This window comes from Roseomonas sp. USHLN139, from assembly GCF_037145735.1.
Lineage (GTDB): Bacteria > Pseudomonadota > Alphaproteobacteria > Acetobacterales > Acetobacteraceae > Pseudoroseomonas.
This window is the reverse complement of record NZ_JBBCWY010000007.1, coordinates 153,684-167,155: the sequence shown is the minus strand read 5'-3', so window position 1 is coordinate 167,155 and position 13,472 is coordinate 153,684. Positions and strand designations below refer to the sequence as shown.

At 72.2% G+C, this 13,472-nt stretch carries 15 protein-coding genes; 7 read left to right on the top strand and 8 right to left on the bottom strand.

Annotation, left to right across the window (positions count from 1 at the left end; genetic code table 11):
• The first annotated feature begins 49 nt into the window (after nucleotides 1-49).
• Entirely contained in the window at nucleotides 50-775 is a 726-nt protein-coding gene (locus WFI16_RS19130; RefSeq protein WP_419899451.1) for a hypothetical protein, read from the top strand.
• Nucleotides 776-807: 32 nt separating this feature from the next.
• Here WFI16_RS19130 and WFI16_RS19125 read toward each other — a convergent pair whose 3' ends face one another.
• The 7 genes from WFI16_RS19125 to WFI16_RS19095 are packed head-to-tail and all read right to left on the bottom strand — an operon-like array spanning nucleotide 808 to nucleotide 6,753.
• Entirely contained in the window at nucleotides 808-1,539 is a 732-nt protein-coding gene (locus tag WFI16_RS19125; RefSeq protein ID WP_419899450.1) for a maleate cis-trans isomerase family protein, read from the bottom strand.
• Nucleotides 1,532-2,449 carry an allantoinase PuuE gene (locus WFI16_RS19120; RefSeq protein ID WP_419899449.1) on the bottom strand — a complete coding sequence of 306 codons (918 nt, stop codon included), beginning with the start codon at nucleotides 2,447-2,449 and terminating at the stop codon, nucleotides 1,532-1,534. Before WFI16_RS19120 ends, WFI16_RS19125 begins: the two co-directional genes overlap by 8 nt.
• A 15-nt stretch (nucleotides 2,450-2,464) precedes the next feature.
• Entirely contained in the window at nucleotides 2,465-2,956 is a 492-nt protein-coding gene (locus WFI16_RS19115; RefSeq protein WP_419899448.1) for an ureidoglycolate lyase, read from the bottom strand.
• Nucleotides 2,953-3,774, bottom strand: coding sequence for an ABC transporter permease (locus tag WFI16_RS19110; protein ID WP_419899447.1), 822 nt, complete (start codon nucleotides 3,772-3,774; stop codon nucleotides 2,953-2,955). Before WFI16_RS19110 ends, WFI16_RS19115 begins: the two co-directional genes overlap by 4 nt.
• Nucleotides 3,771-4,595: an ABC transporter permease gene (locus tag WFI16_RS19105; protein ID WP_419899446.1), complete on the bottom strand. Its 825-nt coding sequence runs from the start codon at nucleotides 4,593-4,595 to the stop codon at nucleotides 3,771-3,773. Before WFI16_RS19105 ends, WFI16_RS19110 begins: the two co-directional genes overlap by 4 nt.
• 2 nt (nucleotides 4,596-4,597) lie before the next feature.
• Nucleotides 4,598-5,626 (bottom strand): extracellular solute-binding protein, encoded by a 1,029-nt coding sequence (locus WFI16_RS19100; protein ID WP_419899445.1) that lies wholly within the window; start codon nucleotides 5,624-5,626, stop codon nucleotides 4,598-4,600.
• Nucleotides 5,623-6,753: an ABC transporter ATP-binding protein gene (locus WFI16_RS19095; RefSeq protein WP_419899444.1), complete on the bottom strand. Its 1,131-nt coding sequence runs from the start codon at nucleotides 6,751-6,753 to the stop codon at nucleotides 5,623-5,625. Before WFI16_RS19095 ends, WFI16_RS19100 begins: the two co-directional genes overlap by 4 nt.
• A 178-nt stretch (nucleotides 6,754-6,931) precedes the next feature.
• On the opposite strand from WFI16_RS19095, the gene WFI16_RS19090 reads away from it, so the two are divergent.
• Entirely contained in the window at nucleotides 6,932-7,822 is an 891-nt protein-coding gene (locus tag WFI16_RS19090) for a polysaccharide deacetylase family protein (protein ID WP_419899443.1), read from the top strand.
• Between the two features lie 347 nt (nucleotides 7,823-8,169).
• On the opposite strand, the gene WFI16_RS19085 is transcribed toward WFI16_RS19090, so the two are convergent.
• Entirely contained in the window at nucleotides 8,170-8,916 is a 747-nt protein-coding gene (locus WFI16_RS19085; RefSeq protein WP_419899442.1) for a FadR/GntR family transcriptional regulator, read from the bottom strand.
• Nucleotides 8,917-9,398: 482 nt separating this feature from the next.
• Between WFI16_RS19085 and WFI16_RS19080 the strand changes: the two genes are divergently transcribed.
• From WFI16_RS19080 to WFI16_RS19060, 5 genes are all read left to right on the top strand, one after another.
• Entirely contained in the window at nucleotides 9,399-9,767 is a 369-nt protein-coding gene (locus WFI16_RS19080) for a hypothetical protein (RefSeq protein ID WP_419899441.1), read from the top strand.
• A gap of 304 nt (nucleotides 9,768-10,071) precedes the next feature.
• Nucleotides 10,072-11,115 carry a YncE family protein gene (locus WFI16_RS19075; RefSeq protein ID WP_419899440.1) on the top strand — a complete coding sequence of 348 codons (1,044 nt, stop codon included), beginning with the start codon at nucleotides 10,072-10,074 and terminating at the stop codon, nucleotides 11,113-11,115.
• Nucleotides 11,116-11,122: 7 nt separating this feature from the next.
• Nucleotides 11,123-11,902: a polysaccharide deacetylase family protein gene (locus WFI16_RS19070; protein ID WP_419899439.1), complete on the top strand. Its 780-nt coding sequence runs from the start codon at nucleotides 11,123-11,125 to the stop codon at nucleotides 11,900-11,902.
• A gap of 17 nt (nucleotides 11,903-11,919) precedes the next feature.
• Complete coding sequence (locus tag WFI16_RS19065; RefSeq protein ID WP_419899438.1) at nucleotides 11,920-12,867, top strand: sterol desaturase family protein; 948 nt, start codon at nucleotides 11,920-11,922, stop codon at nucleotides 12,865-12,867.
• Nucleotides 12,868-12,869: 2 nt separating this feature from the next.
• Entirely contained in the window at nucleotides 12,870-13,472 is a 603-nt protein-coding gene (locus tag WFI16_RS19060) for a DUF938 domain-containing protein (protein ID WP_419899437.1), read from the top strand.

Here is a 13,472-nt window from a genome sequence, read left to right as displayed (position 1 = left end):
AAGCGCGGCCGTCTGGCGCCCGCAGCCCGGCCGCGCTTAGGTCGCGGCGATGCCGACCGAGACCGAGCCCGCGCCGCCCGAGAACCCTGCCGGGTTCAACCCGCTCTGGCTGGTGCTCGGCCTGGCGCTGCTGGTGCTGCTGCCCTTCGGTCCCCTGCTGCTGCTGGCCGCCGGGCTGGCGGGGATGTTCCTGGCCGATCAGCTGGCGCAGATCCCCGGCCTGCTGGCGGTGCTGCTGCTGTTCCTGCTGGCCGGGCCCGAGCCGATCGGGCCGCGCCTGTGGCTGGCCTTCCGCTGGGGCGCGGGCACGGCGCTGGTGGCGATGCTGCCGCTCGGCGCCGCCATGCTGCTGGCCGATGGCTGGCTGGACGCGCAGGGCGGCGCCCTGCTGCAGGCGGCGCTGTGGATCGACGCGGCGTGGCTGCTGCCGGCGGCGCTGCTGGCCTGGGGGCGCCCCGCCGGGGAGGTCTGGCCGAAGGTCCTGCTGCTGGGCTGTGTCGCCACGTCCCGCCTGATGATGGTGCCACTCTTCCTCTCCGCCCTCGTCACCAGCGCCGGGCAGGAGGGGATGCAGATCGTCGTGCTGCCGCTCTTCGTCGCCGGGATCTGCCTGGGAATGCTGATGCTGCTGGCGCTCTGCGGCCTGGCCGCCCGGGCGCTGCAGGCGGCGGGCGGCGGCCGCGTGGCACCGCGGCGGCTGCTGGCGGCGCTGGCTCTCCTGGCCCTGGCGGCGCAGCTGGCGCGCCTGGCCAGCGGCCTGCAGGCCGGCGGCTGATGCAGGATACCGGCTGCAGCCTATAGCCTATATCAGCCGGGCCGGCCGATCCGCCCCCAGCGGCCAAGCGCGGCCGGGTCGGCCCCGGCCACTGCCAGGCTCTTCCAGACCACGGTGGCGATGGTGTCATAGACCGGCAGGCCGAGCTTCGCCTCCCAGCCGGCGACCAATGGCGCGGCGCGCAGATTGGTGCAGACCACGGCGACGGCCTCGACGCCCTCCGCCGCCACCGCTTCCACCATTCCGGTCAGTGCCGGCGCCTCGACCTCGCTGAAGGAAAAATTCTCCTGCAAGCCGAGATGGCGTTCGCGGCCGGCATCGATGCCGAGGGTGGCGTAGTTGGCGACGATCCGCGCCTGGACATCGGCGCGGTAGGGCGTGACCAGGCCGAGCCGCTTCACGCCGGTCGCCGCCAGGATCTCGTTCAGCGCCAGCATCGAAGTGGTGGCGGGAATGCCGGTCGCCGCGGTGATCCGCGCGCACAGCCGATGGTCGGCCTCGAAGCCCAGCCAGCCGGCGGAGGTGCCGTTCCAGCCGATGACATCGACGCGGGCATCGGCCAGCAGCTCGGCGGCGCGCAGGATGGCGCTGTCGTCGAACTGCGCCAGCGCGCTGTCGGACAGCGCGATCTCGGTGACGCGGAAGCGGGAGAAATGCGCCGAGGCGCCGGGGACGCTGGCCACCATCGCCTGCGTCACCGGCTCCAGCACCGTGTTGGAGGAGGGCGTCAGCATCCCCAGCCGGATGCGGCGCGCCTCACTCATTGAGGCCGCGCCCCGGATAGGGATGCGTGGCCATCCAGTGCTGCGCGATGTCGATGCGCCGGGTGATCCAGACATCGTCGAACTGCCGGATATAATCGAGCAGCTTGGCCAACCCCCGCGCCCGCGCCGGATGGCCGATGAGGCGCATATGCAGCCCGATCGACATCATCTTCGGCGTCCTGGCCTCTTCCTCGCGCAGCATGTCGAAGCCGTCGCGGACGAAGCTGAACCAGTCGTCGCCGGTGCCGACATGGCCGTTGAATTTCCCATCATTGTGGGTCAGCGAATAGGGCACGACGAGATGCGGCCTGCCCTCCACCGTCAGCCACCAGGGCAGCTCGTCCGCATAGCTGTCGCTATCGTACAGGAAGCCGCCTTCCTCGGCGACCAGGCGGCGGGTGTTGACGCTGGGCCCATAGCGGCAATACCAGCCGAGCGGGCGGTTCCCCACCGTCTTCTGCAGGGAGTCGACGGCGCGGCGGATATGCTCGCGCTCCTCCGCCTCCGACAGCTCCCAGTGCTTCACCCAGCGCCAGCCATGGCAGCAGACATCGAAGCCGCTGTCGCGGATCGCCGCCGCCGCCTCCGGATTGCGCTCGAGGGCGAGGGCGCAGCCGAAGACCGTCATCGGCAGGCCGCGTTCCTGGAACAGCCGCATCAGCCGCCAGAAGCCGACGCGGCTGCCATATTCGAACATGCCCTCGGCGGCGAGGTCGCGGCCCCTGCCCTGCTGCCCGCCGGATTCGGTCAGGCCCCACTCGCTGTGGTCCTCGCCATCCTGGATCGAGGGTTCCGAGCCTTCCTCGTAATTCATCACGAAGTTGACGGCGAGCTTCGCGCCCTTCGGCCAGCGCGGATCGGGCGGGTTGGCGCCATAGCCGCGGAAGTCGCGACGCACCTCGTAAGCCATGCGCGGATATCCCCCTCAGGGCAGGTCGAGATCGAGGTCGAAGGGCGCGACGGGGACGAATTCCTCGTCGCCGACCGTGCCGTCGCGCCACATCACCACGGCGAAGCGGGCCGGCACCTCCAGCACGGTCAGCGGATGGTGCCAGACATCGGCGGCATAGGTCACCCCCTGGCCGCGGCCGGCCAGGAAGGCCTCGGCGCGCGCCATGTCGGGCCCGCCGCCGGCGGCATGCGGCGCCACCAGCACCACCCAGCGCGAGGGGCCGAGCGGGATGAAGCTCTGCGAGGAGAACTGGTGCCGCTCCATGGTGCTGACGCGCAGCAGGCCACCGGGATGCGGGTCGCGCCAGGAGAAGGCCAGGCTGGGCCAGGCGCCGGGCCGGGCGCTGCCGAGGGCGCGCTCGAAATAGACGCGGCCGGGCTGGCCAGGGGGTTCCAGCACCTCGCCATAGGCGGCGAAGGCCTCGGCGGTCAGCCGCTTCAGGGTCAGGCTTCCGGTCACGCTCATCCGGCCATCCTCCGCACCAGGCCCACCGCCCGGTCCATCAGCATGAGAAGCAGGAAGGCCACCGCCACCAGCACCCCCGAGGCGGCGGCGACCCGCACATCCAGCGCGCTTTCCATCATCCCCCAGAGCCGGATCGGCAGCATGTCGGTCTGCGCCGAGGAGAGGAAGAGCGAGACGGGCACATTGTCGAGAGAGGAGACGAAGGCCAGGAAGCCGCCGGCCGCCACCCCGGGCAGGATCAGCGGCAGGATGACGCGCCGGAAGGTGCGCAGGGGCGAGGCGCCAAGGCTGGCGCTGCTCTCCAGCAGCGCCAGGTCGAGCCCCGCCGCGCTGGCGCCGACGGTGCGCAGCGCGAAAGGGGTGGCGATCATCGCATGGCCGGCAACCAGCAGCAGAAACGACGGTGGCAGGCGCAACCACGAAAAAAACATCAGCGTCGCCAGGCCATAGGCGATGCCGGGCAGCACCAGCGGGGCCAGGAAGGCGCCCTCGGCGAAGCGGGCCCAGCCGGCGCGCGAGCGCGACAGGGCCAGGGCGGCCGCCGTCGCCAAGGCCGTCGAGATCGCCGCCGTGCAGGCCGCGACCGCCAGCGAGTTCAGCGCCGCCCGGTGGATCTGCGCCGAGCGCAGCGGGTCGAACAGCTCGACATACCAGCGCAGCGTCAGCCCCGGCGGCGGGAAGCGCAGCGCCTGCGAAGTGGTGAAGGAGGTCAGCAGCACGATCAGCACCGGGCCCGCCAGCACCATCAGGCCGATCAGCGCCAGCGCCAGGATCAGCAGGGCGAGCGGCCGGTCGCGCGGGGCCAGGCGGCCGATCATGCCTGCGCCCCGCGCGCCAGGGCCGAGAGCGCGGCGGCGACCGCCAGCACGCTGCCCATCAGGGTCAGCGCCATGGCGGCGGCCAGCGGCCAGTTGAACACCACCATGGCCTGCTGCCAGACGAGCGCCGGCAGATAGGCCAGCCGGCCGCCGCCGATCACCGATTGCGAGATGAAGGCGGTGGCCGCCGAGGCGAAGACCAGGGTGGCGCCGGCCAGCAGCCCGGGCAGCGCCAGCGGCAGCACCACTTTTCTCAACGTCCGGAACAGCGAGGCGCCGAGCGCCGACGACGCATCGAGCAATGCCGGATCGATGCGGGCCAGGGCCGCGATCAGCGGCAGCAGCATCAGCGGCATCTCGATCTGGGTCAGCGCCAGGATCAGGCCCGGCTCGGTCTGCAGCAGCGGCACCGGGCTGCTGACCAGGCCGGTGGAGAGCAGCGCCGTGTTGATGACGCCCTCCCGCCCCAGGATGACGATCCAGGCGAAGGTGCGCACCACCACCGAGGTCAGCAGCGGCAGCACCGCCGCCAGCAGGATGACTTTTTTCAATCCCGGCCCGGCGACCAAATGCAGCAGGGCGAGCGGCACCGCCAGCAGCGCCGTCGCCAGCACCGCCAGCGCGCCCAGCCGCAGCGTGTTCAGCACCGCGCCGAGATGGAAGGCATCCCCCAGCACCTCGAACCAGGCCTGCAGGCTGAAGCGGGAAAAATTCTCATCCGTCGCGAAGGAGGTGGCCGTGAGGAGCAGCAGCGGCGCCAGGAAGAAGGCAAGCTGCGCCAGGCCGAGCGGCAGCGCGAGCTTCCAGGCGCCCTCGCCCATGGCTACTTCGCCATCTCGCGGTTGAAGCGGTCGATCCAGCGGGCGCGCAGCGGGTTGATCTTCGACCAGTCGTGGCTGACGAAGCCCTTCAGCTCGTCGAGCGACTTCACCGGGACGTCCGGGCCCGGCGTCACGCCGGTGTTGACGGGGACGAAGAAATACGGCGCCTGGCTCAGCCCCGCCTGCACCGGGGTCGAGATCATGGTGTCGATATACTGGTAGGCGGCCTCGATGTTCCGCGAGCCCTTGGCGATGTGCATGGTGGTGCCGAAGGCCGCGGCGCCGGTCTCGGGCACGGCGAAATCGATGTCGACGCCGCGCGACTTCAGCAGCGTCACCGTGTAGGTGTTGGTGTACATCACGTCGATCTGGCCCTGCTGGAACAGGCCCGGCATGGCCGCCGGCTGCGCCACCGCCGCCACCTGCGGCAGGATTTTTCTCAGCTCGGCGAACAGGGGTTCCACATCCGTCTCGGAGCCACCGAAGACCTTGGCCATCTCGATCAGCGAGATGGTGCCGAAGGTGGTGCCGAAGCCGGTCAGGCCGAGGCGCGAGGCGTATTCGGGCTTGAACAGGTCGCGCCAGCCGGCGGGCTTGGCCAGCTTCTTCGGGTTGTAGGCGATGCCCACCACCTGGGCGGCGACGCCGGCGCCATGCGCATCGGCATAGCCCGCCGGCAGCTTGTCGCGGTTGGTCAGGCGGGCCGGGTCGAAGGGCTCGAACAGGCCGAGGTCGATGCCGCTGACCCGCGGCCCGGGATCGAGCACGAAGACGTCGAAGGGCGCCGCGCCGCGCGCCGCCCGCGCCTTGGCGATCTGGTCGACGGCGAAGAGCGGCTCGAAGGCGACGTCGACGCCATGCGCCTGCTTCAGCGCCGGCGCCAGCACGGCGCGCAGCGCCTCGTCCCAGCCGCCGGGATAGACGGCGGCGGTCATGCTGCCGGCGGCGCGGGCGGCGCGGCCCGGCAGCAGGCCAGCGGCCCCCAGGCCAAGGCTGGCCCCGAACAGGCTGCGGCGGCTGAGATCGGTCATGCGGCATCTCCGGCGGCGAAAAGGGCGGGACGGGCGTCGGGCAGCAGCGCGACGCGCACCGGGCCGGGCGCGGGCGGCGCGCCCTGGCGCGGCTGGTGCAGCTTGAGCTCGGTGGCGCCAGCCTCGACATCGTGCATCAGCGCCGGGCCCAGCGGCAGCGACTGGCGCAGCCGCGCCGGGAAGGCGGCAGGGTCGGGATCGCCGGCGTCGCGCAGCGCCAGCTGCTCCGGCCGCGCGGTCAGCAGCACCCGCTCGCCGACCGCGAAGCCGCGCGGGCTCTCCGCCAGCAGGCTGGCCCCGAGGTCGAGGCGGATGCGGTAGGCGGCGCCTTCCCGCGCCTCGACGCGGCCATGCAGACGGTTGCTGGTGCCGACGAAGCCGGCGACGAAGGGGGTGGCCGGGTTGTCATAGACCTCGGCCGGGGCGGCGACCTGCTCGACCCGGCCGCCGCGCATCACCGCCATGCGGTCGGCCATGCTCATCGCTTCGTCCTGGTCATGGGTGACGAGGACGGCGGTGACGCCGAAGCGGCGCTGGATGCGCTTGATCTCCAGCTGCAGGTCGAGCCGGAGCGCCCGGTCGAGCGCGGCGAAGGGCTCGTCGAGCAGCAGGATGGCGGGCTCGATGGCCAGGGCGCGCGCCAGCGCCACGCGCTGCTGCTGGCCGCCGGACAGCGCGCGCGGCCTGCGCCCGGCGAAGCCCTCCATGCGCACCGCGGCCAGCGCCGCCTCCACCTTCGCGCGGATCTCCTGCTGCGGCCGGCCGCGCGCCTCCAGCCCATAGGCGACGTTCTGCGCCGCGGTCATGTGCGGGAAGAGGGCATAGGACTGGAAGACGATGCCGACGCCGCGGCCGCCGGGGGAGAGATGGTCGATCGCCCGGCCATCGACCAGCACGCGCCCGGCCTCGGGGCGGATGAAGCCGGCGACGGCGCGCAGCAGCGTCGTCTTGCCGCAGCCCGAGGGGCCGAGCAGCGCCAGGATCTCGCCGGGCGGCACCGAGAGGGTGACGCCATCGACCGCGACGGCCTGGCCATAGCGGATCCGGATGCCGTCCATGTCCAGGCGGTGGCCTGCCGGGGCTCCGGCGGCGGCGGCGGGGACGGCGGGGGCTGTCTGCTCGAGCATTCCGCCAGGCTTGCAGCAAGGCGCATGCCAGCCGCCGGCTTGCCGGTTTTGCAGGCGCCATGGCGCGCCGCCACTCACCGCCGCGCCCAAACCGCGCGCCATTGCCCGTTCCTCAGGCAGCCCGGCCCTGGCCCGGCCGTTGCATCGCGCCCCGCCGCATCGCGCGGAAGGGCATGGCATGACACGGGACCTGATCGGCTATGGCGGGCGCTGGCCGGATCTGCGCTGGCCGAACGGCGCGCGGCTGGCGGTCTCGCTGGCGGTGAACCTGGAGGAAGGCGCCGAGCAGCAGGTGGGCGATGGCGATCCCGTCTCGGAACGCCTGGGCGAGGTGCTCAGCGTCGTTGCCCCCGGCCGCCGCGACCGCGGCCAGGAGCAGATTTTTTCATACGGCACCCGCGCGGGCATCTGGCGGTTCCTCGACGCGCTGGAGCGCCACCGGATGCCGGCGACCTTCCTGATGTGCGGCCGCGCCGTCGAACGCGCCCCGGCCCTGGCCGCCGCGGCGGTGCAGGCGGGGCATGAGGCGGCATTGCATGGCTGGCTCTGGCGGCCGCATGCCGATTATGCCGAGGCCGGCGCCGAGGCCGCCGATATCGACCGCGCGGTGGTGGCGATCCGCGCCGCCACCGGCACCACCCCGCGCGGCTTCTTCTGCCGCGGCGCCGAGAGCGGCTGGACCCGCGCCCTCCTGGCCGAGCGCGGCTTCCTCTACACCTCCAACGCCTTCGACGACGACCTGCCCTATCGCGACCCCGGGCATCCGGGGCTGCTGGTGCTGCCCTATGCGCTGGACAGCAACGACATGAAGTTCTTCCACCCCAACGGCTTCGTCCGTGCCGCCGAGATGGTCGAGTATGTCGGCGACGCGCTGGCGGTGCTGCTGACCGAGGCCGAGCGGGGCCGGCCGCGGCTGCTCAATATCGGCTACCACCTGCGCATCGCCGGCCGGCCCGGCCGGTTCCGCGCCTTTGAGGGCGTGCTGGCCCTCCTGCAGGCCTGCGGCGACCGCGTCTGGGTGGCGCGGCGCGACGCCATCGCCGAGGCCTTCCTGGCGGCCGGGGGCTGAGGTCGGGCGCCTCCCCGGCCGCCATGCGAAGAAACGAAGGCCAGCCGGCGATGGCGTCGCTGGTCGGGATCAGGCGGCAGCCAGCGCCACGGCATGAAGGGCGCGCGGCATCACGCGCTCCCCCTGCTTCGGCCGCTTGCGGAAGGCGTCACCGGCCCTGGCGTTCTGACCCGGACCGCCGAGCAGCCCGGCGGAGAGTCGAAATCGCGCCGGTGGCAGCCCCGGGCGATCGTCCACGGCCGCGCCGCCTGGCAGGCGGCCTGCCCCGCGCATGGCAAAAGGGCCGGCCCGGAAATCCGGCCGGCCCCTCGCCTGGCGTGAAGAGAAGAAGAGAAGGAAAGGGAGAACTACTCGGCGGCGTCGGCGTCGCGCGTCACGGCCCGCAGCGGTTCGGGCCGCAGCAGGGTGGTGCCCGGCCCCCAGGCCTGGCCGGCGCGCAGCGCGTCGCGGATCAGGCTGGCCACCGATTGCAGATGGTCCCACATCGCCGCATGCGCGGCGGCCGGATCACGCGCGGCGATGGCCTCGGCCAGCCGGCGATGCTCGGCGGCCCCCCGGCGGCGGGCGGTCTCGTCGACCAGGGCCGCGCGCATCATCGACCATTCGCTGCGGATGCGGCAGCCTTCCAGCTGCTCGAACAGCGTCAGCAGCAGCGGGTTCTGCGCCGCCTGGGCGACCGCCCGGTGCAGCAGGGTGTCCCAGCGCCCCCAGCTGTCGAGATCAGCGGTGTCACTGCCCCGGCGCGCTGCCTGCTCGATGGCGGCCAGCTGCTCGGCATTGGCCTTGGCCGCGGCCAGACCCGCCAGCTGCGGCTCCAGCGCCAGGCGGGCCTCCATGATGTCGAGCGGCTGGCCGGGCGGCATGACCCGCATGGGCTCGCTGGCCGGGCGTGGACCCAGGAAGGTCCCCTGCCCGACACCGCGCCACAGCTGACCTTCCAGCTCCAGCCTCGCCAGCCCTTCGCGAAGGGCACGGCGGCTCAATCCCAGCTTTGCGGCCAGGTCGCGCTCGGGCGCAAGACGCGCCCCTTCGGGCAAACTCAGCCCCGCCAAGTGGGCCCGCAATGCTTGCAGGGCCTCGTCGCCTTTCCTCATGTGACCATGATACGAAGGTTTCGCAGGCGTGAAAGCTTCATTTTGCATGCGTTAGACAAGAATCGGCAAATATTTCCAAATGTTGAATAGCACCAATTCTTGATTGGTCTCAATCAAGGCCGGGACCAACCCACGTTTATAACGCATGTTAACTTTCGACCGCGCAACAGTGTGGCAGGGCGTGCGGCGAGAAGCTGCCCTGCCACGAGCGAGGATTGCCGCGCATCTGCCCCTGGACGCCCGGAACCCTGTGGCCAGGCGCGACACAGGGCCCTGGGACTGGATTGTAACGCTGCGTAGCGGCTGATGCGCGCCTGCGCGACGCCTGGGCTGGTCAGCTTTCCGCGAGGATGGCGACCCCCGCCGATCCTGGCGGCCCCGGCCGGGATCGCGGCGCGCCGCGCCAGGCCATGGATCAGGAAACTTTGTCTCCTGCAGCCTGCGGCGCTATTGCAGTCGGAGCAAACCCGGAGAGCGCCATCATGGCCGGATATGCCCCCCCGCGGGACTATGACGACGACGTGGAGCCGGCCCCCTCGCTGCTGTGGCGGGGGCTGCGGCTGACGGTCTGGGCGGTGGTCAGCTTCGCGCTCACCTTCGTCGAGCTGGTGGCCGAATGGGTGGCGCCGCTGGTGCTGATGGCCGGGCTCGCCTGGTGGGGCGTGCTGCAGGTCGTCGGCACCATCCGGGTGGAGCCGGAGATCCAGCAGTTCCTGACCTATGTGCCGCGCCAGCTGCTGGTCGGCGGCACCGTCTGGACACCGGGCATGCTGATCACCCAGGGACTGACCCTGCTCGCCGTGGTCGCCGCCTGCCGCACCCTGAACCGGCTGATCTCGCGCGAGGTCTGAACCGGCCGCGAAGGGGCGCGCCTCCCGCCCCGCCGTATTCCGGTGGCCTTCCTTCGGGCAGCGGCCCGGGCAGCCTCCGGCGGCCGGCCCGACTCCGGGCGCCAGCCGGGCCATTCCGCGCCTGGCCCTGCCGCGGGAAACCGGCCGCCCCTCTAAACAGCGGGTTATCCGGCGTGCCGGCAGGGCCAGCCATGCGGCGGGGGCGCAGACGGAAGCTGGCAGGCAGGGGGGGCCGGCTGCTAGGATGGCCCTCCTCTTCGCGCGGCCGACCAGGGCCCCGCGCCGCCACGAAAGCCTCGCTGCCATGCGGTTGTCCCGTGCCCAGCTCCTGCGCCTCCTGCCCGGCCTCGCGATGGCGTCGGCGGCGCCTGCCCATGCCCAGGCCCAGGGCGCCCAGGTGCCGGGCGGCAGCACCGCCAACAGCCCGAATCCCGGCGGCGGCAATGGCGACCTCGTCTATGTGCTGAACTCCGGCGAGGCCAATATCCTGGTGCTCGACGCCGCGACGCGGGAGGAGCGCAAGCGCATCCCGGTGCTGCGCGAGGTGCACCACCTGGCGCTGACCCCCGATGGCAGCACGCTGATGGTGGGCGATTCCGGCGCCAACGAGATGCTCTTCATCGACCCCGCGACCGGCGATCTGCGCAAGCGCGAGGTGCTGTCCAACCCCTACCACCTGGGCTTCAGCCCGGATGGCAAGCGGCTGGTGATCACCAGCCTGCGCCGCGACCAGGTCGACATCTATGGCTGGGACGGCACCGCGCTGACGCTGCAGAAGCGGCTCAGCCTGCCCGACATGCCGAGCCACCTGGCCTACCGCCCCGACAATGCCGTGGTCTATGTCACGCTGCAGGGCAACGGCCTGCTGGCCGCCATCAGCCTGGAGACGCTGGAGCCGCTCTGGTCGATGGAGGTCGGGCCGGAGCCCGCCGGCATCATCTGGCACAATGACCGGCTGCTGGTCGGCATCATGGGCAGCGACCATGTCGCCGTCGTCGATCCCGCCACCCAGACGATCGAGCGCACCATCGTCGTCGGCCGCGGCGCCCATGCGCTGTTCCCGGCGCCGAAGGGCGGCCCGATCTTCGTCACCAGCCGCGTCGACAGCCGCATCTCGCTGCTCGATCCGGCGACGCTGACGGTGAGCCGGACGCTGCGCGTCCCCGGCGGGCCGGACTGCATCAGCATCGACCCGCAGGGGCGGCTCTGGGTGACGCTGCGCTGGCAGGGCCGCATCGCCGTCATCGATCCGGAGACCGGCAAGATGGAGGTGCAGCGCGCCGGCCGCTCGCCGCACGGCATCCTCTATGCCGCGAATGCCGCGTCGCGCGCCGCCGTCACCAACTGACCCCGCCATGGCGCGCGCGACCTTCGACCGCCGGCGGCTGCTGGGGGGCGCGGCCGGCCTGGCCGCCGCCGTCGCGGCACCGGGCTTGGCGACCCCTGGCCTGGCGCAATGCCGGGCCGGCACCCTCTATCTGACCATCGACACCGGCTGGGGCCGCGAGGCGGAAATGATCGCCGCCGCCCTGGCGCGGCACGGCGTGAAGGCGACGCTGTTCCTGGCGAACGAGCCGGATTTCCGCGGCGGCACCACGCTCGGCCCCGGCTGGGCGGCGTTCTGGCGCGCCCGCGCCGCCGAGGGCCATGCCTTCGCCAGCCACACCTGGCGCCACTGGTATTTTGCCGGCGATCCGGCGCCGGACCGGGTGCGCTATGCCTCGCGCCGCGGCGAGGGGGCGGAGACGCTGGACCAGGCGGGGCTCTGCGCCGAGCTCGCCCGCCCGATCGAGGCGCTGCGCCAGGTCGCGCCGGAGGCCAGGGTCCTGCCGCTGTGGCGCGCCCCGGGCGGGCGGGTCACCGCCAATGCCCGCGCCATGGCCGCCGCCTGCGGCCTGCGCCACCAGGGCTGGTCGGCCAATGGCTTCCTGGGCGATGAGCTGGACAGCACCGCCTCTCCCAATGCCCGGCTGCTGGCCCAGGGCCTGTCCCGCATCCGCGACGGCGAGGTGCTGCTGATGCATTGGGGCGTGCGCAGCCGGAAGGAACCCTTCGGCCAGGTCTTCGAGGCCCTGCTGGAAGGCCTGCTGCAGAAAGGCTTCTGCTTCGCCACCCTGCCCGAACGCGGCATCTGAGAGAGGGATCGGCCCGCATGTTCGAAACGCTGCGCGACGGCTGGGACCAGATGAATGGCTGGCTGTTCGAGACGCTGGTGCAGCCCCTGCTCTATGCCGCCGGCATGATGGAATGGGCGGAAGACGCCTTCGAGTGGATGGACTTTGCCCTGTTTGGCCTGCTGCAGGTGCTGATCATCTATGCCATCTGCCGGCCGCTCGAGGCCTGGATGCCGGTCGAGCCGCGCAGCGACCGGCGCAGCATCCGCACCGATGTCATCTACACCCTGCTGACCCGGCTGGGCCTGCTGCCGCTGATCGCCTTCGTCGCCTTCGCCTCGATGGAGGCGCGGCTCTCCGGCATGGTGGCCGAGAGCGGCTGGGTGCCGCCGACGCTGGAGACGCTGTTCCCGGTGCTGCGCGACTGGCCGCTGCTGGCGCTCTGCGTCTACATCATCGTGCTGGATTTCGGCGAATACTGGCGCCACCGCTTCCAGCACATGTTCCCCTGGTGGTGGGCGCTGCACTCGATCCACCATGCGCAGCGCCAGATGACCTTCTGGACCGACGACCGCAACCACATCGTCGACGACCTGATCGGCGCCGTCTGGTTCGGCGGCCTCGCCCTGCTGATCGGCGTGCCGCCCGGCCAGTTCCCCATCGTCGTCGTCATCCTGCGGCTGGCCGAGGCGCTGAGCCACGCCAATGTCCGCCTCAATTTCGGCGCGCTGGGCGAGCGGCTCTTCGTCTCGCCGCGCTTCCACCGGCTGCATCACGGCGTGCTCGGCTCCGGCGAGAGCGGCAAGAACTTCGCCGTCCTCCTGCCGGTCTGGGACATCCTGTTCCGCACCGGCGATTTCGAGCGGCACCGCTATCCCGAGACCGGCGACCCGGAGCTGCCCGAGGCGCTGGCCACCGGCGGCTGGCTGCACCAGCAATGGGCCGGGCTGCGGCGGATGGGCGCGGCCCTGATCGGGCGCGGCTGAGCATGCCCGCCCGCTATTCGGCGCCCGCGGCGCTGCGCAACCGCGACCCGATCCTGGCGGTGCTGCGCCAGTTCCTGCCACCGGCCGGCCTGCTGCTCGAGATCGCCAGCGGCAGCGGCGAGCATGCCGTCCACTGGGCCCGCCACCTGCCGGACTGGACGATCCAGCCGAGCGATGCCGAGGCGCGGGCGCGCGACAGCATCGCCGCCCATGCCGCCGAGGCCGGGCTGCCGAACCTGCTGGCCCCGCTGGCGCTCGACGCGGCGGCGGCGCCCTGGCCGGTCGACCGCGCCGACGCGGTGCTCTGCATCAACATGATCCATATCGCGCCCTGGGCGGCGACGCTCGGCCTGCTGGCCGGGGCGGCGCGCTGCCTGGCGCCCGGCGCGCCCCTGCTGCTCTACGGCCCCTATCGCCGCGACGGCCTGCCCACCGCCCCGAGCAACGAGGCCTTCGACGCCGATCTGCGCCGCCGCAACCCGGCCTGGGGCCTGCGCCGGCTGGAGGATGTCGCCGCCGCGGCCGCCGCCGCCGGCTTCCAGCCGGTGCCGGCGGTGACCGAGATGCCGGCCAACAATCTCACCCTGGTCTTCCGCCGCGGCTGA

Excerpts from the sequence above, each read along its gene's own strand:
- WFI16_RS19130 (WP_419899451.1), top strand. The coding sequence starts at position 50 with ATGCCGACCGAGACCGAGCCCGCGCCGCCCGAGAACCCTGCCGGGTTC.
- WFI16_RS19110 (WP_419899447.1), bottom strand. The coding sequence starts at position 3,774 with ATGATCGGCCGCCTGGCCCCGCGCGACCGGCCGCTCGCCCTGCTGATC.
- WFI16_RS19080 (WP_419899441.1), top strand. The coding sequence starts at position 9,399 with ATGGCCGGATATGCCCCCCCGCGGGACTATGACGACGACGTGGAGCCG.
- WFI16_RS19100 (WP_419899445.1), bottom strand. The coding sequence starts at position 5,626 with ATGACCGATCTCAGCCGCCGCAGCCTGTTCGGGGCCAGCCTTGGCCTG.
- WFI16_RS19095 (WP_419899444.1), bottom strand. The coding sequence starts at position 6,753 with ATGCTCGAGCAGACAGCCCCCGCCGTCCCCGCCGCCGCCGCCGGAGCC.
- WFI16_RS19070 (WP_419899439.1), top strand. The coding sequence starts at position 11,123 with ATGGCGCGCGCGACCTTCGACCGCCGGCGGCTGCTGGGGGGCGCGGCC.
- WFI16_RS19075 (WP_419899440.1), top strand. The coding sequence starts at position 10,072 with ATGCGGTTGTCCCGTGCCCAGCTCCTGCGCCTCCTGCCCGGCCTCGCG.
- WFI16_RS19085 (WP_419899442.1), bottom strand. The coding sequence starts at position 8,916 with ATGAGGAAAGGCGACGAGGCCCTGCAAGCATTGCGGGCCCACTTGGCG.
- WFI16_RS19090 (WP_419899443.1), top strand. The coding sequence starts at position 6,932 with ATGACACGGGACCTGATCGGCTATGGCGGGCGCTGGCCGGATCTGCGC.
- WFI16_RS19125 (WP_419899450.1), bottom strand. The coding sequence starts at position 1,539 with ATGAGTGAGGCGCGCCGCATCCGGCTGGGGATGCTGACGCCCTCCTCC.
- WFI16_RS19105 (WP_419899446.1), bottom strand. The coding sequence starts at position 4,595 with ATGGGCGAGGGCGCCTGGAAGCTCGCGCTGCCGCTCGGCCTGGCGCAG.
- WFI16_RS19060 (WP_419899437.1), top strand. The coding sequence starts at position 12,870 with ATGCCCGCCCGCTATTCGGCGCCCGCGGCGCTGCGCAACCGCGACCCG.
- WFI16_RS19065 (WP_419899438.1), top strand. The coding sequence starts at position 11,920 with ATGTTCGAAACGCTGCGCGACGGCTGGGACCAGATGAATGGCTGGCTG.
- WFI16_RS19120 (WP_419899449.1), bottom strand. The coding sequence starts at position 2,449 with ATGGCTTACGAGGTGCGTCGCGACTTCCGCGGCTATGGCGCCAACCCG.
- WFI16_RS19115 (WP_419899448.1), bottom strand. The coding sequence starts at position 2,956 with ATGAGCGTGACCGGAAGCCTGACCCTGAAGCGGCTGACCGCCGAGGCC.